The organism is Actinomycetota bacterium, from assembly GCA_030684515.1.
Lineage (GTDB): Bacteria > Actinomycetota > Actinomycetes > S36-B12 > S36-B12 > UBA11398.
In genome coordinates this window covers 335812-357956 of the sequence record JAUXVJ010000024.1, presented here as the reverse complement: position 1 = coordinate 357956, position 22145 = coordinate 335812, and the positions used below count along the sequence as shown (strand labels likewise).

General features: G+C 61.1%; 22 protein-coding genes. 19 read left to right on the top strand and 3 right to left on the bottom strand.

Going from position 1 to position 22145, the window contains the following annotated elements; all coding sequences use genetic code 11:
• Positions 1 to 47: 47 nt before the first annotated feature.
• Positions 48 to 608 (top strand): cell division protein SepF, encoded by a 561-nt coding sequence (gene sepF / locus Q8M73_10555; protein MDP2288990.1) that lies wholly within the window; start codon positions 48 to 50, stop codon positions 606 to 608.
• On the top strand, positions 608 to 889 hold the full coding sequence (locus tag Q8M73_10550; GenBank protein MDP2288989.1) for a YggT family protein: 282 nt from the start codon (positions 608 to 610) through the stop codon (positions 887 to 889). The genes sepF and Q8M73_10550 overlap by 1 nt, the downstream gene beginning before the upstream one ends.
• Here the strand turns inward: Q8M73_10550 and ileS are convergent.
• Positions 886 to 4005, bottom strand: coding sequence for an isoleucine--tRNA ligase (gene ileS, locus Q8M73_10545; GenBank protein MDP2288988.1), 3120 nt, complete (start codon positions 4003 to 4005; stop codon positions 886 to 888). The genes Q8M73_10550 and ileS overlap by 4 nt on opposite strands.
• A 114-nt stretch (positions 4006 to 4119) precedes the next feature.
• Between ileS and Q8M73_10540 the strand changes: the two genes are divergently transcribed.
• From Q8M73_10540 to hisF, 11 genes are read left to right on the top strand one after another with little or no spacing between them, the layout of a single operon-like run.
• Complete coding sequence (locus tag Q8M73_10540; protein ID MDP2288987.1) at positions 4120 to 4908, top strand: TraR/DksA C4-type zinc finger protein; 789 nt, start codon at positions 4120 to 4122, stop codon at positions 4906 to 4908.
• A gap of 16 nt (positions 4909 to 4924) precedes the next feature.
• Positions 4925 to 5446 (top strand): signal peptidase II, encoded by a 522-nt coding sequence (gene lspA, locus Q8M73_10535; GenBank protein MDP2288986.1) that lies wholly within the window; start codon positions 4925 to 4927, stop codon positions 5444 to 5446.
• Positions 5443 to 6375 carry an RluA family pseudouridine synthase gene (locus Q8M73_10530; protein ID MDP2288985.1) on the top strand — a complete coding sequence of 311 codons (933 nt, stop codon included), beginning with the start codon at positions 5443 to 5445 and terminating at the stop codon, positions 6373 to 6375. The genes lspA and Q8M73_10530 overlap by 4 nt, the downstream gene beginning before the upstream one ends.
• A 20-nt stretch (positions 6376 to 6395) precedes the next feature.
• Entirely contained in the window at positions 6396 to 9932 is a 3537-nt protein-coding gene (dnaE, locus tag Q8M73_10525) for a DNA polymerase III subunit alpha (protein ID MDP2288984.1), read from the top strand.
• Positions 9932 to 10420, top strand: coding sequence for a hypothetical protein (locus Q8M73_10520; GenBank protein MDP2288983.1), 489 nt, complete (start codon positions 9932 to 9934; stop codon positions 10418 to 10420). The genes dnaE and Q8M73_10520 overlap by 1 nt, the downstream gene beginning before the upstream one ends.
• A 23-nt stretch (positions 10421 to 10443) precedes the next feature.
• On the top strand, positions 10444 to 11763 hold the full coding sequence (gene hisD, locus Q8M73_10515; protein ID MDP2288982.1) for a histidinol dehydrogenase: 1320 nt from the start codon (positions 10444 to 10446) through the stop codon (positions 11761 to 11763).
• The gene (locus Q8M73_10510) at positions 11760 to 12875 is read left to right on the top strand and encodes a histidinol-phosphate transaminase (protein MDP2288981.1); all 1116 of its coding nucleotides are present in this window, start codon (positions 11760 to 11762) and stop codon (positions 12873 to 12875) included. Before hisD ends, Q8M73_10510 begins: the two co-directional genes overlap by 4 nt.
• Positions 12872 to 13468, top strand: coding sequence for an imidazoleglycerol-phosphate dehydratase HisB (gene hisB, locus Q8M73_10505; GenBank protein MDP2288980.1), 597 nt, complete (start codon positions 12872 to 12874; stop codon positions 13466 to 13468). Before Q8M73_10510 ends, hisB begins: the two co-directional genes overlap by 4 nt.
• Positions 13465 to 14103: an imidazole glycerol phosphate synthase subunit HisH gene (gene hisH, locus Q8M73_10500; protein MDP2288979.1), complete on the top strand. Its 639-nt coding sequence runs from the start codon at positions 13465 to 13467 to the stop codon at positions 14101 to 14103. The genes hisB and hisH overlap by 4 nt, the downstream gene beginning before the upstream one ends.
• 42 nt (positions 14104 to 14145) lie before the next feature.
• Entirely contained in the window at positions 14146 to 14922 is a 777-nt protein-coding gene (priA, locus tag Q8M73_10495) for a bifunctional 1-(5-phosphoribosyl)-5-((5-phosphoribosylamino)methylideneamino)imidazole-4-carboxamide isomerase/phosphoribosylanthranilate isomerase PriA (protein ID MDP2288978.1), read from the top strand.
• Positions 14919 to 15689, top strand: a complete 771-nt coding sequence (gene hisF / locus Q8M73_10490; protein MDP2288977.1) for an imidazole glycerol phosphate synthase subunit HisF — start codon at positions 14919 to 14921, stop codon at positions 15687 to 15689. Before priA ends, hisF begins: the two co-directional genes overlap by 4 nt.
• Before the next feature lie 18 nt (positions 15690 to 15707).
• Here the strand turns inward: hisF and Q8M73_10485 are convergent, their stop codons facing one another.
• Together Q8M73_10485 and Q8M73_10480 are read right to left on the bottom strand one after the other, a co-directional pair.
• Entirely contained in the window at positions 15708 to 16538 is an 831-nt protein-coding gene (locus Q8M73_10485; GenBank protein ID MDP2288976.1) for a sulfurtransferase, read from the bottom strand.
• An 18-nt stretch (positions 16539 to 16556) separates the two neighbouring features.
• Positions 16557 to 17198 carry a TIGR03085 family metal-binding protein gene (locus Q8M73_10480; GenBank protein MDP2288975.1) on the bottom strand — a complete coding sequence of 214 codons (642 nt, stop codon included), beginning with the start codon at positions 17196 to 17198 and terminating at the stop codon, positions 16557 to 16559.
• Positions 17199 to 17225: 27 nt separating this feature from the next.
• Between Q8M73_10480 and hisI the strand changes: the two genes are divergently transcribed.
• The 6 genes from hisI to Q8M73_10450 all read left to right on the top strand — a co-directional run bounded on the left by hisI (position 17226) and on the right by Q8M73_10450 (position 22125).
• Positions 17226 to 17591, top strand: coding sequence for a phosphoribosyl-AMP cyclohydrolase (hisI, locus tag Q8M73_10475; protein MDP2288974.1), 366 nt, complete (start codon positions 17226 to 17228; stop codon positions 17589 to 17591).
• Positions 17588 to 19144 carry an anthranilate synthase component I gene (locus Q8M73_10470; protein ID MDP2288973.1) on the top strand — a complete coding sequence of 519 codons (1557 nt, stop codon included), beginning with the start codon at positions 17588 to 17590 and terminating at the stop codon, positions 19142 to 19144. The genes hisI and Q8M73_10470 overlap by 4 nt, the downstream gene beginning before the upstream one ends.
• Positions 19141 to 19695, top strand: a complete 555-nt coding sequence (locus Q8M73_10465) for a Trp biosynthesis-associated membrane protein (protein ID MDP2288972.1) — start codon at positions 19141 to 19143, stop codon at positions 19693 to 19695. The genes Q8M73_10470 and Q8M73_10465 overlap by 4 nt, the downstream gene beginning before the upstream one ends.
• Before the next feature lie 8 nt (positions 19696 to 19703).
• Positions 19704 to 19922 (top strand): HGxxPAAW family protein, encoded by a 219-nt coding sequence (locus Q8M73_10460; protein MDP2288971.1) that lies wholly within the window; start codon positions 19704 to 19706, stop codon positions 19920 to 19922.
• Between the two features lie 101 nt (positions 19923 to 20023).
• The gene (locus Q8M73_10455) at positions 20024 to 20719 is read left to right on the top strand and encodes a response regulator transcription factor (GenBank protein ID MDP2288970.1); all 696 of its coding nucleotides are present in this window, start codon (positions 20024 to 20026) and stop codon (positions 20717 to 20719) included.
• On the top strand, positions 20716 to 22125 hold the full coding sequence (locus Q8M73_10450; protein MDP2288969.1) for a HAMP domain-containing sensor histidine kinase: 1410 nt from the start codon (positions 20716 to 20718) through the stop codon (positions 22123 to 22125). Before Q8M73_10455 ends, Q8M73_10450 begins: the two co-directional genes overlap by 4 nt.
• Positions 22126 to 22145 lie beyond the last annotated feature (20 nt).

Genomic DNA, 22145 nt, shown 5'->3' with positions numbered 1-22145 from the left:
CACGCAAGACGAATGAACTATTTGGCGATCTAGGAGGTCCCTGGCTCATGGCTGGCGCAATGCGCAAGATGGCCGTGTATCTCGGCCTCGTCGAGGACGACGATCATGATGATCGGTTCGAAGACGAGTACGAGGATGCCCGACGCGATGTGCGCACCCGCGATCGCCGCCCGGCCTACGACGAGCATGAAGACGATCGCTACCAGAGCCGCAGTGTCAAGCCACTTCCCGATACGCGTGCAGTGCGCACCTTCCGCAGCGATGCAACCCCAGATCGTCGACCCACCATGGCGCCCTTAGCCGATCGACGTCCGATCGCGCCGCTTGAGTTCAGCCGGATCGAGACCGTGCACCCGCAGAGCTACAACGATGCGCGTCGCATCGGCGAGGACTACCGCTCGGGCGTGCCGGTCATCATGAATCTCACTCAGCTTGATGACGCTGACGCCAAGCGGATCATCGACTTTGCTGCTGGTCTGGTCTTTGGCATGCATGGCACCATTGAGCGCATCACCAACAAGGTCTTCTTGCTTTCTCCGGCGAACGTCGATGTCGGTGATGCCGCTCGTGCGCAGATCGCACAAGACGGCTTCTTCAACCAGAGCTGATGGGTGAAGTCGGGCAGATCCTTGCCACCATTTTGTTTCTTTACCAACTTGTCTTGTTTGCGCGCATCATCCTTGATCTGCTCCAGATCTTTGCGCGCTCCTGGAAGCCCCGCGGCCCGATCCTCGTCATCGCCGAGGGCGTCTACTCACTGACGGATCCGCCATTGCGACTGCTGCGCAGGTTCATCCCACCCTTGCGGCTTGGCGGCGTGGCTCTTGATTTCTCGTTCCTACTGCTGCTGATCGTGCTGCAGGTGCTGATCAGTCTGCTCTCGCGCTAGTTGCGCGTGATTGCCAGTTGCAGTTCAAGCTCTGGCACCAGCACCGCGAACTCGCCACCAGTTGACTGCAGCACTGCAGTGGCCAAGACCTCGGCGGCTATTTCTTCGGCATGTGCTGCCCACATGAGCTGTGCCTCGGGATCGGCACTGGTCCACCAGATGCTGATGCGATCAGAGATCTCGAATCCTGCGTTCTTGCGGGCTTCCTGAATTGCGCGCACTACTTCACGTGCGAATCCAGCGCGACGTAGCTCATCTGTGATCACCAAGTCCAAAGCGATGCTCTCGCCTGCTTCGCTTGCCACGGCCCAGCCTTCACGCGGAGTTTCCGTGACGATGACTTCATCAGCGGTGATCTCAACTGAGCCAAGTTCACTGGCATCGACATTGGCAGTGCCAGTAGCCCGAAGGGAGGCCTGGATTGCGGCGGCATCTGCAGCAGCGATCGCATTTGCAACCAGTGGTGTCTGCTTGCCGAAACGCTGGCCAAGGGCGCGGAAGTTGGCTTTCATCGAGATGTCAACGAAGCCAGCCTCGTCAGAGTCCAGGGCATCGGTACTGCCGATATTCAGCTCTTCGCAGACCTGTTCGATCATCTCAGTTGAGAGCTCTGACCAACCAGCTGCCGACACCAGCGCACGACGCAGGGGCTGACGGGTGCGCACACCACTTGATGCCCGAGCAGCGCGTCCTAGTTCGACGATTCGTCGAACCAGGGTCATGTCTTTGGTGAGCCCGTCGTCCACGAGGGTTGAATCAGGTGTCGGCCAGGCCTGCAGGTGCACTGAATCTCCGGCCTCGCCATTGGACATGAGGTCCTGCCATACCCGCTCGGTGATGAATGGGGTGAAGGGCGCCATGCACAACGTGGTGATGCGCAGGGCTTCATGCAGGGTCGCAAGGGCCGCGGGGTCGCCGTCCCAGAAGCGCCGGCGTGATCGACGCACGTACCAGTTCGACAGATCGTCAACGAATGAGGCAAGCAGTCGCCCGGCACGCTGAGTGTCGAACTGGTCAAGTGCCGCATCGACTTCGATGGCCAGCCGATTGGCTTCCGACAGGAGCCATCGGTCGATAACTGGGCGATCAGCGGGCGCCGGCGCTGGCGTGGAGGGATCCCATTGCGCCAATCGTCCGTACAGAGATTGGAAGGCAACGGTGTTCCAGTAGGTGAGCAGCGTCTTGCGCACAACATCGCCGATGGCCGCATGGCCAACCCGACGTGCCTGCCAGGGAGATCCGCTGGCCAGCATGAACCAACGCACTGCATCAGCGCCGTGATCGTTCATCAACCCAATTGGCTCCAGGACATTGCCAAGGTGCTTGCTCATCTTTCGGCCATCCTCATCAAGGATGTGTCCCAAGCAGACAACGTTCTTGTATGAGGACTCCTCGAACACGAGAGTGCCGATTGCCATCAACGTGTAGAACCAACCTCGCGTCTGATCAATGGCCTCGCAGATGAAATCGGCGGGGTACTGGGCCTGGAAGTCCAAGTCACTTTGCGGATAACCGACGGCAGCGAATGGCATCGCACCGGAGTCATACCAGCAGTCAATGACCTCAGGCACTCGCGTTGCGGTGGCGGAGCATGTGGGACACGGCAGGGTGATGTCATCGACGAAGGGTCGGTGCGGATCAGTCGCAGAGACATCGCGACCAGCCAGCTCGCTGAGCTCGGCGAGCGAGCCCACGGCGAGCAGGTGATCGTTCTGGCAACGCCAGATCGGCAGGGGAGTGCCCCAATAGCGATTGCGTGACAGTGCCCAGTCGACGTTGTTCTCAAGCCAGTCCCCGAAACGGCCATGCTTGATGGTGTTGGGAAACCAGTTGGTCGATTCGTTCTGTGCGATCAAGGCGTCCTTGATTGCGGTAGTGCGGATGTACCAGGACGGCTGCGCGTAATAGATCAGTGGGGTGTGGCATCTCCAGCAATGGGGATAGGGGTGCTCGTACTGCACGTGTTTGAACAGCTTGCCGCTCTTCTGCAGCATCTCCACCAGCTCTTCATCAGCCTTCTTGAAGAACACACCGCCGACAACTGGGACATCGAGATTGAAATGGCCATCTGCGGCTACAGGGTTCACCACGGGCAAGCCATATGCACGACAGCTGGCGAGGTCGTCCGCACCAAAGGCTGGCGCCTGATGCACGAGTCCGGTGCCATCGTCGGTAGTGACGTAGTCGGCGAGGATGACGTAGTGCGCGTCAGGGATGTCGATCAGATCAAAGGGTCGCTCGTAGCGGATGTGCTCCAGATCAGTGCCAGGCATCTGTTCAAGCACGACAAAGTCCTCGCCAAACAGCGATGCAGCGAGTTCTTCGGCGACCACGAGTACTTCGCCGTCAGCAAGCTGCGCAACCACATAGTTCGCACTGGGCTTTACGGCCACCGCGGTGTTGGACACCAGGGTCCATGGCGTGGTCGTCCATACCAGGAGAGCGGCATGCGGATACTTCGCGAGAAATTTCTGATCTGTCACGGGGAAGCGCACAAAGACCGAGGGATCGACAACGGTTTCGTAGCCCTGTGCTAGTTCGTGGTCAGAAAGGCCCGTGCCGCAACGTGGGCAGTAGGGAGCCACTCGGTGATCTTGCACAAGCAGGCCCTTGTCGAAGATCTGCTTCAAGGACCACCAGACACTCTGGACATACGACGAGTCCATCGTCCAATAGGCGCTTTCCATGTCCACCCAATAGCCCATGCGTCGAGTCATGTCGGTGAACTCACCCACATGTCGCAGCACTGACTCGCGACAGCGATCGTTAAACTCAGCAACGCCAAAGGCCTCGATGTCCTGCTTGCCAGTGAAGCCGAGTTCCTTCTCAACTGCCAGCTCAACGGGAAGCCCATGACAGTCCCAGCCCGCCTGACGAGGGACGTGGTAGCCCTTCATCGTCCGGTAGCGCGGGAATATGTCCTTGAAGGCTCGAGCTTCAACATGGTGAGTGCCCGGGGTGCCATTGGCGGTGGGAGGTCCCTCATAGAAAACCCAGCTCGGACGCCCTCGGCTTTGTTCAAGGGACCGCTCGAAGGTCGATTGGGTCTGCCATAGATCGAGGATTTCGTGTTCCATCGCGGGCAAGTCGATCTGCGCGGGCACAGCGCGGTACATGGAGCTCCTAGCGATGGAAGGCAGAGGGCAGGATACCCGTCGTCCGGCGCGGCAGATGGGAGCGGTTAGGCGCATGTTCTAGGCTCCGCCGAAATCACCAAAATAGGGAGCGCCATGGTTGCGAAGAAATCACCGGTGAAGCCGCCGGCGAAGAAGGCGGCCGTGGCCAAGAAAGCCACCCCCGCCAAGAAGGCCACGCCTGCCAAGAAGGCTGCTCCAGTGAAGAAGGCCGCCGTGGCAAAGAAAGCCACGCCTGCCAAGAAGGCTGCTCCGGCCCCCAAGGCAGCAGCGCCGGTGAAGAAGGCGGCCGTGGCCAAGAAGGCGGTGCCCGCCAAGAAGCCAGCGAGCAAGCCAGCAAGCAAGCCGGTGGCCAAGCCGGTGGCCAAGAAGGCAGTGCCCGCCAAGAAGGCTGCTGCACCAGCGCCTGTCGTTGCCGCAGTCCCGGCACCGGTGAAGAAGGTGGTTGCGGCCAAGAAGGCCGCCAAGCGGCAACTGGCCCCGTCCGGTAAGCCAATGGTCCGTGAGGATGAGTCCCCGTGGACCGCGGCCGAGTTGAAGCAGGTACGCGCCGCTTTGATCCTTGACGTCAAGCGCCTTGAAGACGAACTCGACAACGCCGAAGCCGGTCTGGCAGACCTCATCCGCGACTCAGGTGAGGGCGCCGGTGATGATCAGGCCGATGCCGGCAGCAAGACCTTCGAGCGCGAACACGAAATGTCCCTGGCCAACAATGCTCGCGACATGCTCACCCAGGTGACGCATGCGATCGCCCGTCTGGACACCGGCACCTACGGCGCCTGTGAGGCGTGCGGCAAGCCGATTGGCAAGTACCGACTGCAGGCATTCCCGCGCGCAACACTGTGCTTGGTGTGCAAGCAGGCGGACGAGAGGCTTTCGCTCTAGTCACTAGAGTGCTCAAGTGAGCACACGGCGCAATACTCGGCCAATCATCACGCTCATCTGTGTTGCTCTTGGCGTGGTCGTTCTCGATCAGCTCACCAAGGCCTGGGCTGTTGCGCAACTGCGTCCGCGACTGTTCCCGGGCGGAGAGGGCCCGATCGAGATCATCGGCTCACTGCTGAGACTGACGTACACCGAGAACACTGGTGCCGCGTTCAGCATGGGCAATGGCTTCACCTGGGTCTTCTCCATCGTGGCACTTGTCGTGGTGATTGTGATCATCCGATCCGCGCGTGAACTCGGCAGTGTCCTGTGGGCAATCGCCCTTGGCGGACTGCTGGGCGGAGCGCTGGGGAACCTGATCGACCGCCTGACTCGCGAGCCGGGTTTCGGGCAGGGCTATGTCGTGGATTTCATTCAACTGCCGAATTTCCCTGTCTTCAATGTTGCTGACATGAGCCTGACCCTTTCGGCAGTGCTGATGGTGGTGCTGGCATTGAAGGGCGTCGACTATCGCGGTGCCGCAGCGGGGAGCCCATGAGTCAGCGGATGCTTCCCATTCCCGACGGACTTGAAGGCGAGCGAGTCGACGTTGCCCTGACTCGCATGCTCGGCCTGTCGCGAACCAAGGCGGCGGCGCTAATTGATGCCGGGCTGGTGCTGCAGGACGGCAGGCCACTGACCAAGAGCGATCGTCTTCTGGTGGGTTCGATGCTGCAAGTGGACCCCGATGCCTTGGAGCCGAAGTCGACCGTGGACCAACCGCCTGCTCTCGTGCCTGGGATGCGCGTGCTCTACGACGATGACGACGTCGTTGTGGTCGACAAGCCAGTGGGAGTTGCTGCGCATCCAAGTCCAGGTTGGACAGGTCCCACGGTGGTGGGCGGACTCGCTGCAGCCGGCTATCGAATCTCGACGTCAGGGGCTGCCGAGCGCACCGGGATCGTGCACCGGCTCGACGTTGGCACCTCTGGCGTGATGGCGGTGGCCAAGAGCGAGCGCGCGTACACGAGTCTGAAGCGGCAGTTCAAAGAGCGCACTGTCGACAAGATCTATCACGCCGTTGTGCAAGGCCAGCTGGACCCATTTCGCGGCACCATTGATGCTCCCATCGATCGCCATCCGCATCACGACTACAGATTTGCGGTCGTGGCGGGGGGCAAGGCGAGCATCACGCATTACCAAACCCTTGAAGCATTCGCACACGCCTCCTTGGTGGAGGTGCATCTGGAAACGGGTCGTACTCACCAGATCCGCGTCCATATGGCGGCCATGCGCCACCCGTGCGTGGGCGACCTCACGTACGGCGCAGATCCCACCTTGGCAAAGCGATTGGGCCTGGAGCGGCAGTGGCTGCACGCCGTCTCCTTGGGCTTCGAACACCCCTCTTCGGGTGAGCGGATAGTGGTCACCAGCGAGTATCCGGGCGATCTGGCCACCGCCTTGGCGCGGCTCCGAGACAGCGCTTGAGTCGAAGTTAGAGTGGGTCAATGACTTCGGAGGATCAGTTCGTTCACCTCCACGTCCACACCGAATATTCCATGCTCGATGGCGCTGCCCGGCTGGATGATCTGCTTGGTGAAGCGGTCAAACTCGGCATGCCCGCCATTGCCATGACTGATCACGGCAACCTCTATGGCGCCTATGAGTTCTATGCCAAGGCCAAACAGCACGGCATCAAGGCGATCATCGGGCTTGAGGGCTACTACGCCCCTCAGGGGCGCTTCGAACGCCGCCAGTTCGATTTCGGCGGCGGCTTTGACGAAGGCACTCCTGAAGATCCCACAGCTGGTCGAGGCAAGCAGAGCTACACCCATATGACGCTGTGGTCAGAGACCACAGCGGGCATGCACAATCTGTTTCGCCTGTCCTCTTTGGCAAGCCTTGAGGGCTACTACCACAAGCCTCGCTTTGATCGGGACCTGTTGCAGCGCTATGGCAAGGGCCTGATCGGTACCACCGGATGTCCCAGCGGTGAGGTCAATCGCTGGTTGCAGGCAGGCCAGTACGACAAGGCCCTTGCCGCTGCAGCTGACTACCGCGACATCCTGGGTGCGGGGAACTACTTCTGCGAGGTGATGGATCACGGCCTGCAGATCGAGACCAAATTCCGCACGGATCTGATGCGCATCGCTCGGTCCTTGGATCTGCCCCTCGTTGCCACCAATGACCTGCATTACGTCCGCGCAAGTGATGCTGATACCCATGATGTCCTGCTGTGCATCGGCACTCGCACCACGATGGATGACCCAAAGCGCTTCCGCTTTGATGCCCGCGACTTCTACCTGAAGTCAGCTGCCGAAATGCGCTCGGTTTGGAGCGAGCTTCCTGAGGCACTTGAGAACACACTGCTCATCGCCGAGCGCTGCGATGTGACCTTCACTGAGGGTGCCAACCTCATGCCGCAGTTCCCAGTGCCCGCTGGCGAATCCGAAGAGTCCTGGCTTGTGAAGGAAGTTGAGCGCGGACTTCACAAACGCTACGCCGAGGGCGTTCCCGACAACGTCCGAAGCCAAGCTGAGTACGAAGTCGGCGTCATCATGCAGATGGGCTTCCCTGGCTACTTCCTTGTGGTGGCTGACCTTGTGCAGTACGCGAAGGACAATGGCATTCGCGTTGGCCCGGGCCGCGGTTCAGCGGCCGGTTCGATGATCTCCTACGCACTTGGCATCACTGATCTTGATCCGATCAGGCACGGACTGCTGTTTGAACGCTTCTTGAACCCCGAGCGCATCAGCATGCCCGACATCGATATCGACTTCGATGATCGCCGCCGCTCGGACATGATCCGCTACGCCACCAATCGTTACGGCGAGGAGCATGTCGCGCAGATCATCACCTACGGCTCGATCAAGGCCAAGGCAGCGATCAAGGACAGCGCTCGCGTGCTCGGCTTCCCGTACGCGCTGGGCGATCGCATCACCAAGGCGATGCCAGCAGCAGTGATGGGCAAGGACCTCTCTATCGCCGGAATGTTCGACTCCAAGAACGATCGCTACTCCGAGGCGGCTGAATTTCGCGCACTGGTCGAAGCAGACGCTGACGCAGCGCGCGTTGTCGAGACTGCTCGCGGGCTTGAGGGTCTCAAGCGCCAACCGGGTGTGCACGCGGCCGGCGTCATCTTGTGCCGTGAGCCGCTCCTTGATGTCCTGCCTATCTGGCGGCGCGAACAGGATGGCTCGGTCATCACTCAGTTCGATATGGGTGCCTGCGAAACCCTGGGCTTGCTGAAGATGGACTTCCTGGGCCTTCGCAATCTCACTGTCCTGGACGACTGTTTGGCGAACATCCTGAGCAACCGCGGTGAGGTCGTGGTGCTCGAAGACCTGACCCTTGACGACAAGACCACCTATGAACTGCTCGGGCGTGGCGACACCCTCGGGGTGTTCCAGTTCGACGGTGGACCGATGCGAGCGCTGCTGCGGTCGATGCAGCCAGACAGCTTCGAGGACATCTCAGCCGTGGGTGCGCTCTATCGCCCAGGTCCCATGGGCGCCAATGCGCACAACGACTACGCCGATCGAAAGAACGGTCGAAAGCCCGTAGTCCCCATTCACCCTGAGCTTGAAGAACCCCTGTCCGAGATTCTCGGTGACACCTACGGGCTGATCGTCTATCAGGAGCAGGTGATGGCGATCGCCCAGAAGCTCGCCGGCTACTCCCTTGGCAAGGCCGATCTGCTTCGACGAGCGATGGGCAAGAAGAAGAAGGAGATCCTCGACAAGGAGTTCGAACCCTTCCGCGATGGCATGCGCGCAAATGGATACGGCGACAAGGCGATCTCGACTCTTTGGGACATCCTCGTGCCGTTCTCGGACTACGCCTTCAACAAGGCGCACTCCGCTGCGTACGGAGTGGTCTCCTTCTGGACGGCCTATCTCAAGGCGAACTATCCATCTGAGTACATGGCTGCATTGCTCACCAGCGTGAAGGACGACAAGGACCGCTCGGCGATCTACCTGAATGAATGTCGCCGGATGGGCATCAAGGTCCTGCCACCTGATGTCAATGACTCTGACTTCGATTTCACGCCACGCGGAACCGATATTCGCTTCGGGCTCTCGGCCATTCGCAATGTCGGCGCAAATGTCGTCGACTCGATCATCGCAACGCGCCGCAAGGTCGGCCGGTTCGCCGATTTCCACGATTTCATCGCACAGGTCGAAGCGGCCGTCTGCAATAAGCGCGTCGTCGAATCACTCATCAAGGCAGGGGCCTTTGACTCCCTTGGTCACACCCGCAAGGGCTTGATCTCTGTGCACGAACTCGTCGTGGATTCAGCAGTCGACATCAAGCGGGCTGAAGCTGTCGGGCAGTTCGATCTCTTCGGAGGCCTCGATGCCAACCACGACAACTCACTGGTCACGCCACCAGATATTTCAATCGGGGAGTGGGACAAGCGCGTGCTGCTTGCCCATGAGCGCGACATGCTCGGCCTCTATGTCAGCGATCACCCCCTGCATGGAGCCGAACGCCTGCTTGCGCAACTGACCGATCGTTCGATCGCCTCTCTACTGCTTGATGAGCGTGCCGATGGCATCACGGTGACTCTCGGAGGGCTTGTCACCACTGTGCAGCGCAAGACCACGAAACAGGGTTCCCCCTGGGCAATCGTCAGCCTTGAAGATCTTGAAGGCTCAGTTGAAGTCATGGTGTTCCCGCAGTCCTACAACCAGGTCAGCACCTTGTTGATTGAGGATGCCGTGATCATCGTCCGTGCGCGGGTGGACCGCAGTGACGACGATGGCGTGCGTGTTGTTGCGATGGAGATCACCGCTCCGGACTTCAGCGAAGCAGATGCCGGACCAGTGCGCCTGACCATGCAGGCCAATCGCTGCATTCCTCCGCTCGTTGATCGGCTCAAAGAGATTCTCGCTGTGCATCCGGGGACCACCGAGGTTCATTTGCATCTCACCGGCGGGGCGCGCACAACGGTGCTGCGACTTGATGACAAATTGCGCGTGACGCCGAGCCCTGCCCTGTACGGCGACTTGAAGGCCTTGCTCGGCCCGAACTGCCTGAGCTGATGTCCAAGACGCGCAAGGCCTCGGCGGTGCTCGTGGCTGGACTCATCTTCGGCGTGGTTGTGGGTATGGCCATGGGCGTCATCTGGTGGCGGCTGGCACCTCGTGTGCAGGTGGTGGTCGAGTCCGGCCAATTCGTGGAGTTCCAGCCCACCGGTTTCCTGGCTTCCGACGTCACCTTTGCCTTCCTGGCGCTGGTCGCCGGCGTGCTGGTCACGATCGGACTGGCCACCATGCGTCGCGAGCATTTGGCCTCTGTGCTGGTGGCTGCGCTGGCAAGTGCAATCGTGGGATCGCTGGCCATGTGGTGGGTGGGCCACAGCCTTGGTGGAGTGCAGATCGAAGGACTGGCCGGCACCCAGGATCAGGTGATTGACGGCCCACTCGTGCTGCACATGCCCGCTGTTGCGCTGATGTGGCCAATAGCGGCCGCCGGCATCGTCACAGTGCTGGCCTTCGGCGACTGGCTGAGTGGCCTCAGGAGCAGATAGCCCTTTTGCCGTAAACTCCCACCGTGATCCGGCGCATTGATCTTCGAGGCAAGACTGTTGATCCTCGTACGACACTGCCAAGAGCCGCAATGGACGTCGCTGATGCAACGGAACGCATCCGTCCAATCCTGAACGACGTGCGCGAGCAGGGGGCTGCCGGCATCGCCGCGTGGACGCTGAAGCTCGATGGCATCAACCCGCCAAGTCTTCGCGTGCCAATGGAGAAACTGGGACAAGCCGAGGCCGAGCTTGAGCCTGCGGTGCGCGCGGCACTGCTGGAGGCAATCCGGCGCGCGCGCATCGTGCACAACGATCAACGCCGAACCGACATCAGCACTGTCGTCACTCCTGGTGGCACCGTTACCGAACGCTGGCTTCCGGTGGCGCGTGTGGGGCTGTACGTGCCTGGCGGTCGAGCGGTCTACCCGAGCAGCGTTGTCATGAATGTTGTGCCTGCTCAGGTTGCTGGAGTGCGATCACTGGCAGTGGTTTCACCACCGCAGCTTGACCACGGGGGATGGCCGCACCCCACCGTCCTGGCGGCGTGCTCGCTACTGGGCATTGAAGAGGTCTACGCAGTCGGTGGCGCTCAAGCAGTGGCCATGCTCGCGTATGGCGTGGATCTGCCCGACGGTCAGCGCTGCGCGCCCGTCGATTTGGTCACCGGCCCAGGCAACATCTACGTGACCGCTGCCAAGAGGGCGCTGCAGGGAGTCATCGGCATCGACAGTGAAGCCGGGCCCACCGAGGTCGCGATCCTGGCCGATGACTCTGCTGACCCCGTGCACCTCGCGGCCGATCTGATCAGTCAGGCCGAGCACGATGTGCTGGCGGCTGCAGTGCTCGTCACCCCTTCCTCGGCGCTTGCTGAGGCCGTGCAGGGCGAAGTGACGCGACAAGTGCCACTGGCCAAGCACCAGGAGCGCATCGCCGAAGCTCTGGCCGGACCGCAGAGCGCCATCGTGCTGGTCGATGACCTTGAGGCCGGACTGGCGCTGGTAAACGAATACGCCGCAGAGCACCTTGAGATTCAAACCGTCGATGCGCGTGAATGGGCGATGCGGGTGACCAACGCGGGTGCGATCTTTGTCGGCCCTTGGGCGCCGGTCACTCTGGGTGACTACGCCGCCGGCTCCAATCACGTGCTGCCCACGGCCGGTGCGGCTCGTCACTCGTCTGGGCTCTCAGTGCAGTCATTCCTGCGAGGCATCCACGTGATTGAGTACGACGAGGCCGCGCTACGCGAAGTTGCTCCGCACGTGGTGGCACTGGCTGATGCTGAAGACCTGCCAAGTCATGGCGCTGCCATTCATGCACGTTTTGCTGATCTCGAGTCCTCGTGAGCGAATTCCAGATACCGGTTCGCGAGGATCTCGTGGGCTCGGTTCCCTATGGTGCGCCGCAACTTGATGTTCCAGTGCGGCTGAACGTCAATGAGAACCCCTTCCCGCTGCCCGCTGAAATTGCTGAAGCAATGGGTCGCGCTGTAACGGCGATCGCGCCTGATCTGCACCGCTACCCAGATCGCGAAGCCTTCGATCTTCGCCGTCACCTCGCTGACTATTTGAAAGATGAATCCGGTGTTGGCTTGGCACCTGAGCAGGTGTGGGCGGCCAATGGATCAAATGAGGTCATGCACCAACTGTTCCTGGCCTTCGGCGGTCCAGGTCGCACTGCGGTCAGTTTTGATCCGACCTATTCGATGTACCCGGAGTACGCACGTGACACCTTCACGCGATACGTCACCTTTGCGCGTGCGTCGGACTTCTCAATCAATATCCCGGCGGCGATTCGACAACTGAAGGATCTTCGCCCGTCGCTTGTCCTGTTGACTTCGCCGAACAATCCCACGGGAACGATGCTGCCCACTGCCGATCTGGTGCAGCTGCTTGATGCCGGATTGGCGCTCGGTTCGATCGTGATCGTCGACGAGGCCTACGCAGAGTTCCGTACCGTGGGCACACCAAGTGCACTTGAACTCTTGGCTGACTATCCAAATCTGGTTGTCAGCAGAACGATGAGCAAGGCCTTCGGACTTGCCGGAGCACGGCTCGGATACGCAGCCGCCAGCCAGGCCATTGTCGATGCGCTGCGCATTGTGCGACTTCCGTATCACTTGTCGGCAGTCACGCAGATTGTTGCCATCACTGCGCTTCAGCATGCTGCTACTTTGCAAGCTCAGGTCGTCACACTTCGCGATGAACGCGATGCGCTGGCGCAATGGCTTGATGCACAGGGCTATCTCGTGGCCAAGAGCGATGCGAACTTCATTCTGTTCGGAGTATTCAAGGATCGCGACCGCGTGTGGCAGTCACTGCTCGACCAAGGAGTCCTGATCCGGCAGACCGGACCCGCTGGATGGCTGCGCGTGAGTATTGGCACTGCGCAGGAGAACGATAGGTTCAGGCAGGCGCTAGAGCAGGCACCCGGAACTGAACAGGAGGCGGCCCGATGAGCAGGACCGCACGTGTGGAGCGCAAGACCAAGGAGAGTTCTGTCCTTGTGGAACTCAACCTTGATGGCACTGGCGTGCACTCCATTGACACCGGAGTTCCGTTCTATGACCACATGCTTGCGCAGCTCGCCAAGCACGGGCTGCTGGATCTCACAGTTCACACCAAAGGCGATCTGCACATCGATGCGCACCACACTGTCGAAGACACTGCGCTTGCCCTGGGCCAGGCCATTAATGAGGCGCTCGGGGATCGCGCCGGACTGCGCCGCTTCGGTGACGCCGCGGTGCCACTTGACGAGTGCCTTGTGCAGGCGGTCGTTGACCTTTCAGGTCGTCCCTATCTCGTGCACGAAGAGCCGGAGATTGTTGAGTTGATCGGCAGTTATGACACGTCCCTGACTCGTCATATCTGGGAGTCACTTGTGGCCACCGCGCAGATCACCCTGCACGTGCGGGTGCTCTCGGGTCGCAATGCGCACCACATTGTCGAAGCGCAGTTCAAGGCAGTTGCACGCGCCTTGCGTGATGCTGTCACCGCTGATCCGCGAGTGGTCGGTGTGCCTTCCACGAAGGGGACGCTCACCGCATCGTGACTTCGCCTTCTGTTCACATTCTTGATTACGGCTCCGGAAACCTTCGTTCTGCGCATCGCGCACTGGAGAAGGTAGGGGCCGATGTCACCGTCAGCGCCGACTTCGATGCGGCAATGGCAGCTGATGGCCTGGTCGTGCCGGGAGTTGGCGCGTACGCGGCCTGCATGGATGGCATTCGCAAAGCTCGAGGCGACGTGCTTGTGGGTCGGCGCCTGGCTGGAGGTCGCCCAGTGCTGGGCATCTGCGTGGGGATGCAGGTGCTCTTTGACCGCGGAGTCGAGCACGGCATTCAGACACAAGGCCTGGGCGAGTGGCCTGGTGTTGTTGAGGGCCTGAAAGCACCTGTGCTGCCACACATGGGATGGAACACCGTGCAGATCGCGCCGGACTCCACGCTCTTTGAGGGAGTTGCTGGGGAGCGCTTCTATTTTGTGCACTCCTATGCAGTGCGGACCTGGGATCTGGTGGTCCAAAACCAGCGGCAGGCTGCCCCCAAGGTGACATGGAGCCACCATGGTGAGGATTTCGTAGCGGCTGTCGAAAACGGACCCCTGTGCGCGACACAGTTCCACCCGGAAAAGTCAGGCGACGCTGGTCTGCACTTGCTCAGCAATTGGGTCCGCACGCTCAAATAGCCGCATCTCACGCATTTCACACTGTCGAATAAGGTTGCGTCCGTGTCCGCCCAATCTCCCCTGATCCTGCTGCCCGCCGTCGATGTTGCCGATGGCAAAGCCGTGCGCCTGACCCAAGGCAAGGCGGGCACCGAAAAGGAGTACGGCTCTCCGATCGATGCCGCACGTGCTTGGGTCAACCAGGGAGCCGAGTGGATTCACCTCGTTGACCTTGATGCGGCGTTTGGGCGAGGCTCCAACGCAGCCCTGATAGCCCACGTCGTGCACGACGTACGGCATCAGGTGAAGGTCGAGCTGTCCGGTGGTATCCGTGATGATGCATCGCTGAAGTCGGCTCTTGCTACCGGCTGCACCCGCGTGAACCTGGGCACTGCCGCGCTGGAGGATCCGGAGTGGACCGAGAAGGTCATTCGTGAGCACGGCGAGCAGATCGCCGTCGGGCTGGATGTGCGTGGGTACACCCTGGCCGCCCGAGGTTGGACTCAAGAAGGTGGCGATCTCTGGGAGACCCTCGAGCGCCTGGATGCTGCCGGCTGTCACCGATATGTCGTGACTGATGTTGCCAAGGACGGCATGATGCACGGCCCGAACTTCCAGTTGCTCAAAGAGGTGTCTGACGCGACCAGTCGTCCGATCATTGCCTCGGGCGGAATCCATCGCCTTGAGGATCTTCACAAACTGGCCGAGATGGTGCCGCACGGAATCGAAGGCGCCATCATCGGTCGCGCGCTCTATGACCAGGCCTTCACTCTCCCCGAGGCGCTGGCTGCATCACAGGCTCGGTACGACCCGTACCAATGGGGTCCTGCGCAGCCGTGAGCCTTTCCATTCGAGTCATCCCCTGCTTGGACGTGGACGCGGGAAGGGTGGTCAAGGGAGTCAACTTCCTGGATCTACGCGATGCCGGTGATCCCGTTGAACTGGCCGCCCGATACAACGCGGAGGGCGCTGATGAACTGGTGTTCCTGGACATCACCGCGTCAAGTTCAGATCGCTCGACGATGTATGACGTGGTGCGAAGGACTGCCGAATCCGTATTCATCCCCTTGACCGTGGGCGGGGGAGTGCGGGCCGTTGAGGACTTCGATCGCCTGCTGCGCGCTGGCGCCGACAAGGTGAGCCTGAACACCTCTGCCATCTCTGACCCCGATCTGCTCAGTGATGCTGCTGAGCGTTTCGGTGCGCAGTGCGTAGTGCTCAGCATCGATGCCCGACGTTGCCCTGAAGGCATCAGCACCGACAGCGGTTTTGAGGTCACCACGCATGGCGGGCGTCGCAGCACCGGACTTGATGCCGTGGCCTGGTGCATTGAAGGAACCCGTCGGGGGGCCGGCGAGTTGCTGCTGAACTCCATGGACGCCGATGGCACCAAGCAGGGCTACGACATCGCACTGATCGAGATGGTGCGCCGCGAAGTCTCCGTGCCGATCATCGCAAGCGGCGGTGCAGGCAAACTTGACGACTTTGTGCCGGCCGTGGTCGCTGGCGCAGACGCAGTGCTGGCCGCAAGTGTCTTCCACTTCGGGCAGATGCGCATCGACGAGGTCAAGCAGGCGCTTGCTGCAGCCGAGTTCCCAGTTCGATAATTTTCGCTGCAGATCTATTCAGATGCCGGTGGCAACTGGCAGATCGTTATTGCTCCACTCCGACCAGGAACCTGCATAGAGCACGGTCTTGTAGCCGCCAGCAATCTCGAGCGCAGCAATCTCGTGCGCGGCCGATACCCCTGATCCGCAATACACACCAACCGGTCGGGCTCCATTTATCCCCAGGCCTTCGAACCTTGCTCGAAGATCCTCCGCTGAGAGAAAGCGACCCTCTGAATCCAGGTTCGCACTCGTCGGCGCGTTGCGGGCGCCAGGGATGTGGCCGGCCTTGGGGTCGATCGCTTCGACCTCGCCACGGAAACGTTCTGGCTCACGTGCATCCAGCAGAAGTCCGCGCTGGGTGAAGTCCTCTATCTCAGCAAGGTCAACGGTGCGAACAAGGCCCGATGAGAGTTCGATAGTGCCTGGCTGCGGGGTGACATCGTCAGTGGTCACTGCATGACCTGCCGCGATCCAGGCCGGTAAGGCGCCATCCAGCAGTCGCACATCGGTGAAGCCAGCCCACCGCAGCAGCCACCAAGCGCGGGCAGAAACCAGATTGCCCTCACCGTCATAGACCACCACTGCATCACCTGCGTTGATGCCCCAGCGACGGGCTGCAGTCTGGAATTGCTCTGCGGTTGGCAGGGGATGGCGGCCATGCTGTGGCAGCCCGATGTTTGACAGTTCACTGTCCAGATCCACGAAGACCGCCCCTGGGATATGGCCCTTCAAATACTCACTGTGACCGGGCGGTCCATTCAGGGCCCACCGCACGTCAAGGATCACGGGTGACTTGCCACTGGCGATGGCCGTGGCAAGTTCGTCAACATTGATCAGGATGGTCATGCTCTGAGGGTATATCGACTAGACACCGAGCTTCGCGGACTTGAATGCCGCGACAGCGCCCTGTTCGCCGTCGATGCGCACGTCCACAGCTGAGCGTCCGTGCAGCACCAGGATCAAGTCCAATGGCGTGCCCGTCAGCGTCAGCACAGGTGAGCCAGTCTTGATGGCCGCCGCCGGAGCGGCGATATCAGTGCGCTGCACGGTGATGCCCATCGGCAGTTTGTGAAGCAGCATCTTGCTCATCTGAGCCAGCCGCGTCCAGAGCACGTCACTCAGCTCGGCATCAATGGGGCGAGGCGTCCAGTCTGACTGGGCTCTTCGGACATCTTCGGCGTGCACGACAAACTCGATGATGTTCGCTGCCGCGTCGACGGCTGGGATCGAAAAGGGTGACCATCGGGGGGCGCCCTGGCGGAACTGCGCTACGAGTTCCTCGAATGGACGAGCGGCGTTCTCGGCCTGGACCTTGCTGGTCCACTTGGCCAATGGCGCGATGACGATGCCGGCGGCAGCATCGGGGCGAGCCTCACGAATCACCAGGTGAGCAGCCAGATCACGAGTGGTCCATCCGGCGCACAATGTCGGGGCGTCAGGCCCTGATGCGAGCAAGAGGTCGGCGAGATTATTGCGTTCGTCATGGACAAGAGTTGAGGTGCTCATACAGGCATCATGACGCACGGGCAGAATATGGCAATGTCATCACGTGAGGAGCTACTTGCCGCCGTGCGATTCAACGCCGACGGCTTGGTGCCGGCGATCGCCCAGCAGCAAGGCACCGGGGAGGTCCTGATGATGGCCTGGATGAACCGCGAGTCCCTGGAACAGACACTGAACACCGGCAAGGCGACCTATTACTCACGTAGTCGTGCTCGTCTTTGGACCAAGGGCGAGGAGTCAGGCAACACTCAGGTCGTGCTGAGGATCGCAGCTGACTGCGACGGCGACACCTTGCTGCTCGAGGTCGAGCAGACCGGCCCGGCCTGCCACACCGGTACCCGCACCTGCTTTGACTCCACTGCACTTGCCATCACAAGCATCGGCGTGACTTCGTGACCGCGATCCTCGGCTCGCGCACAGGTGTCGCGGCTCCGGATCTCGAGAGCTTCCGTGAACTTGCGCGCGACCGTCGCGTGATCCCTGTTGTTCGTCGACTGCTCGCTGACGGGCAGACGGCTGTGGGTCTGTTCCAGGCGCTGTGCGGTGATCGTGCGGGCACGTTCTTGCTTGAGTCTGCGGAGCAGGGCAAGCATTGGTCGCGCTACTCCTTCGTCGGAGTTCGTGCAGCAGCGATGCTGACCGATGTTGATGGCCACGCGCATTGGGTCGGTCGGATACCGCACGGTGTGCCGACATCAGGCTCGCCGGTTGACGTGCTGCGTGACACAGTCGCACTGCTTCAGACGCCGCCTCTGCCGGGGCTTCCTCCGCTCACGGGCGGTCTTGTCGGCTATCTCGGCTACGACATGGTTCGGCACTGGGAGCGCATCCCAGACAAGAATCCTGACGAGCTCGGCCTGCCCGATATGGCCTTCCTGCTAGCGACAGATCTGGCCGTACTGGATCACGCAGAGGGTTCGGTGCTGTTGATTGCCAATGCCATCAACTACGACGCGTCAGGTGAGCGCGTAGATGAAGCCTGGTCCGATGCCGTTGAACGACTCGATGTCATGCAGGCAGCGCTTTCCACTGGGCACGCGCATGTGCCCTCGACATTTGATCCAAATGCGGTGCCGGATGTGAAGTCATGGTCACCGGACGGCAAGTACATCGCCGATGTGGAGCGCGCCAAGGAGTACATCCGCGCTGGTGACGCTTTCCAGATTGTGCTGTCCCAGCGCTTCTCGACTCCCTGCCCGGCGCCAGCCTTGGATGTCTACCGGATTCTTCGCACGACAAACCCAAGTCCGTACATGTACTTGCTGCGTGTTCCAGAATTGGGCTCGGAGCTCAGCGAGCGCACTGCCTTTGAGATTGTTGGCTCGTCCCCGGAGGCATTGGTGACCGTGCAGCAGGGTCACTGTGTCGTGCACCCGATCGCTGGCACCCGTCCGCGCGGGATGAGCGTTGAAGAAGATGCGGCACTGTCCGAAGACATGCTGGCCGACGCGAAGGAACGCGCTGAGCACTTGATGCTCGTCGACCTGGCGCGCAATGACCTTGGGCGGGTCAGTGCTCCGGGCTCTGTTCAGGTGGTGGAGTTCATGCAGGTTGAGCTGTACTCCCATGTCATGCACATGGTGTCGACAGTGACCGGCGATCTAGCCGAAGGCAAGACGGCCTACGACGCTCTGGCAGCAACCTTTCCGGCAGGCACATTGAGTGGTGCCCCCAAGCCGCGGGCAATGGAGATCATTGATGAGCTTGAGCCGCTGCGGCGTGGCCTGTATGGCGGAGTCGTCGGCTATTTCGACTTCGCTGGCAATGTCGACACCGCCATTGCAATTCGCACAGCTGTGCTGAAGGACAACGTTGCCTACGTGCAGGCGGGCGCCGGTCTAGTGGCCGATTCAGTGCCCGAGGCAGAAGAAGCTGAGTGTCGGGCCAAAGCAGCGGCAGTACTTCGGGCTGTGGCCATTGCGTCCACCCTGCGCCCGGTTGATTCGTGAGGTCTCGACGACTTGCATTGACCCTGCTGATCGTCGGATCACTCGGTGTTCTTGGCAGTTGCGCACTGCAGTGGGTATCAGCCAGCGTCTCGATTCTCTCAGGGATCGGAACTCGGTCCTTCACCGCGACCGGGTCACAGCTGCTCCCACAGGCCACCGCCTGGGCGGTCCTGGCCCTTGCCGGCTCCCTGGCCTACATCGCTCTGCGGAGTTGGGTCCGGCAGATTGTCGGCTTGATCGTCGCGGTGACCGGCGTGGTGCTCGCCGTGCTTGCTGTTGGCTTTGGCTTGAACCCGGTCGTGGATTCCGCGGGAGAATTGCTCGTTGATATCCAGGTGCGGCCGTGGTGGGTCCTTGTCGCCCTGTGCGCGCTGTTGATCCTGGCTTCAGGGGTGATGGGCATGCTGTGGAGCCGACCTTGGCCGGCTCTGGGATCCAGGTTCGAGGCCGAGGGGGTTCGTCGTCAACGGCCGACCTCGCCATGGGATGCGCTGGACGCCGGACAGGATCCCACGATGTCAGATCCCGATGCGACCCAGTCACCTGCTTAGATACACACATGACTGATGCCCCTAGCCCGATCGCCCATGGCCACGGCAACACGCCAGCAGCCTGGACTGCCGTCACCATCATGATGATCGCTTCCGTCGTGGGAACCCTCGGCGTGATGATGAGCAACTGGGTGGTCTTCTGGATCGGAGTCGCACTTGTCGTTGTCGGCGCGATCGTTGGCAAGGTCATGCAGATGATGGGTCTTGGTCAACCACAGCACGTGTAGTTGGTGCGACTGCAGGTCTGTTTACCAAACTCTGATCCAGAATTGACCTCGGTCGACCCTTGGCAGCGCAATTCCACGCGCGTCTCTGACACGCTAGGCGCATGAGCGACAGTCAGAGCGTCAAAGGTCTAGTGCTTGTCGTTGAAGACGAGCGAGCAATCTCAGATCTCCTGCGCATGTACCTCGCACGTGAGGGTTATGGCGTCCATGTGGCGACGACCGGACCTGACGGACTCTCGTACGCGCGCACCTTGCATCCCATTGCGATCGTGCTTGATGTCGGACTTCCCGGTATTGATGGCACGGAGGTCTGTCGACAGCTTCGCGCCGAGGGGAACTGGGTCCCTGTGCTGTTCTGCACCGCACGCGACGACGAGGTCGATCGCATCATTGGTCTGGAACTGGGCGCCGACGACTACATCACCAAGCCATTCAGCCCTCGTGAAGTTGTCGCGCGTGTGAAGTCTGTTGTCCGTCGAGCCCAGCATGCAGCTGACGCACCTGGCCCGCTCAGACTTGGTGAAGTGCAACTGGACCCTGTCACTCGCCGGGTGTCGGTGGCTGGCGAGTCGATGATGCTCACGGCCACCGAATTCGACCTGCTCGCTCATTTGATGGACAACCCAGGTCGGGTCTACAGCCGTGATCAGCTGCTCAGTGAAGTGTGGGGCTACGCAGCAGTTGTGGGTACGCGAACCGTTGACGTCCACGTCGCGCAGGTGCGCTCCAAGCTTGGGGCTCACGACATCATTCGTACGGTGCGAGGAGTCGGCTACTCAGCCGAGGCAAGTCCGTGAACCATCCCAAGTCCCATAGCTCCAGCCTCGTCACAAGAACCGTTCTCCTGACAAGTCTGGTTGCCGCCATCGTCGTGATCGTTGCTGGCGTGATCTCCTATCCGATGCTGCGCGCTGCAGAAGCCACGCAGTCGCGCGCGACTCTCGCGCGTCTTGCCGATCTGACCGCCACCGCGATAGATCGTGGACCATCGAGTCCTTCCGATGACCAGATTCTCCCGCCGGCCCTTGCCGCCTCTTTGCAGTCAGAGCAAGTCAACGGATTCGTGGTGTTCTCGCCGGGTGCTCAGGTGCCTGGCATGAGCACAGCAGATCTTCGTGCGCTTCTGAGGCAGGGCACCATCTCCATGGAAGGCGACACCCGCCGCGGCGACCTCCTGATTGAAGGGCGAGTGCTGGCCAATGGCGGGGCCGTGGTGCTGCAGCAGCCATTGGCGGTCGCTGGCGGATCGGCGCAGGAAGGACTGCTGCGATTCCTGATGGCCTTGGTCATCGGCCTGCTCATCGCGATCCCGATTGGCTTCTTCGCGGCCAGACGCATGGTGCGTCCACTGCGCGCCGCTCGCGATGCCGCCTATGAGATGCAGGGTGGTTCGCGCGAGGTTCGATTGGCACCCGAGGGTCCAAGTGAAGTCGCTGAAATCGCCATCGCCTTGAACTCCCTAAGTTCGGCGCTGGACATATCCGAGCGCCGACAACGCGAATTCCTGCTGTCGGTGTCACATGAACTGCGCACCCCACTGACAGCCGTCAAGGGCTATGCCGAAGCGCTTGCCGACGACATTGTCGAGCCAGAGGACGTGGCACGCACGGGCGCCACCGTTGCCGCCGAAGCTCAGCGACTGGACCGTCTCGTGAGCGATTTGCTTGACCTGGCGCGCTTGGGAGCGGTCGATTTCCGCGTGCATCCGTCTACCGTTGACATGGCTGAAGTCGGACGCGATGCCGCAGAGGTCTGGGGTTCGCGCTGCGAGCGCGAGGACGTCGTATTTCGATCAGAGATCCCAGCGCTTTCCGAGCTGATCGTCACCGATCCAATGCGCTTGCGGCAGATCATCGACAATCTGGCTGAGAACGCATTGCGCGTTTCGCCAACAGGTTCTGTCGTCGTGCTTGCAATTCGCTCAGTTGCACAAGGAGTCGAAGTAGAGGTTCGCGACTCAGGGCCAGGACTCACTGAAGAGGACATGTCGATCGCCTTTGAACCGGGCGCGTTGTATGAGCGCTATCGCGGCGTACGGCCCGTTGGCACGGGCCTTGGACTTGCGCTTGTCGGCAGACTCGCGCAAGGACTGGGCGGAGCAGCTCGAGTGACCACCGCTCCCGAGGGCGGAGCCTGCTTCACCGTGTTCATTCCTCAATACGATCCTCTGCCTGAAGGCTTCGAAAGCTACGACTCAGCCTGAACGACTCCGGTACCTTGTGC

What these genes read in the sequence shown, in the direction of transcription:
- Q8M73_10480 (MDP2288975.1), bottom strand. Translation starts at nt 17,198, where the DNA reads ATGAGCACCTCAACTCTTGTCCATGACGAACGCAATAATCTCGCCGAC.
- Q8M73_10550 (MDP2288989.1), top strand. Translation starts at nt 608, where the DNA reads ATGGGTGAAGTCGGGCAGATCCTTGCCACCATTTTGTTTCTTTACCAA.
- Q8M73_10530 (MDP2288985.1), top strand. Translation starts at nt 5,443, where the DNA reads ATGAGTCAGCGGATGCTTCCCATTCCCGACGGACTTGAAGGCGAGCGA.
- dnaE (MDP2288984.1), top strand. Translation starts at nt 6,396, where the DNA reads ATGACTTCGGAGGATCAGTTCGTTCACCTCCACGTCCACACCGAATAT.
- sepF (MDP2288990.1), top strand. Translation starts at nt 48, where the DNA reads ATGGCTGGCGCAATGCGCAAGATGGCCGTGTATCTCGGCCTCGTCGAG.
- Q8M73_10485 (MDP2288976.1), bottom strand. Translation starts at nt 16,538, where the DNA reads ATGACCATCCTGATCAATGTTGACGAACTTGCCACGGCCATCGCCAGT.
- Q8M73_10460 (MDP2288971.1), top strand. Translation starts at nt 19,704, where the DNA reads ATGACTGATGCCCCTAGCCCGATCGCCCATGGCCACGGCAACACGCCA.
- Q8M73_10520 (MDP2288983.1), top strand. Translation starts at nt 9,932, where the DNA reads ATGTCCAAGACGCGCAAGGCCTCGGCGGTGCTCGTGGCTGGACTCATC.
- Q8M73_10455 (MDP2288970.1), top strand. Translation starts at nt 20,024, where the DNA reads ATGAGCGACAGTCAGAGCGTCAAAGGTCTAGTGCTTGTCGTTGAAGAC.
- ileS (MDP2288988.1), bottom strand. Translation starts at nt 4,005, where the DNA reads ATGTACCGCGCTGTGCCCGCGCAGATCGACTTGCCCGCGATGGAACAC.
- hisB (MDP2288980.1), top strand. Translation starts at nt 12,872, where the DNA reads ATGAGCAGGACCGCACGTGTGGAGCGCAAGACCAAGGAGAGTTCTGTC.
- hisI (MDP2288974.1), top strand. Translation starts at nt 17,226, where the DNA reads ATGGCAATGTCATCACGTGAGGAGCTACTTGCCGCCGTGCGATTCAAC.
- Q8M73_10540 (MDP2288987.1), top strand. Translation starts at nt 4,120, where the DNA reads ATGGTTGCGAAGAAATCACCGGTGAAGCCGCCGGCGAAGAAGGCGGCC.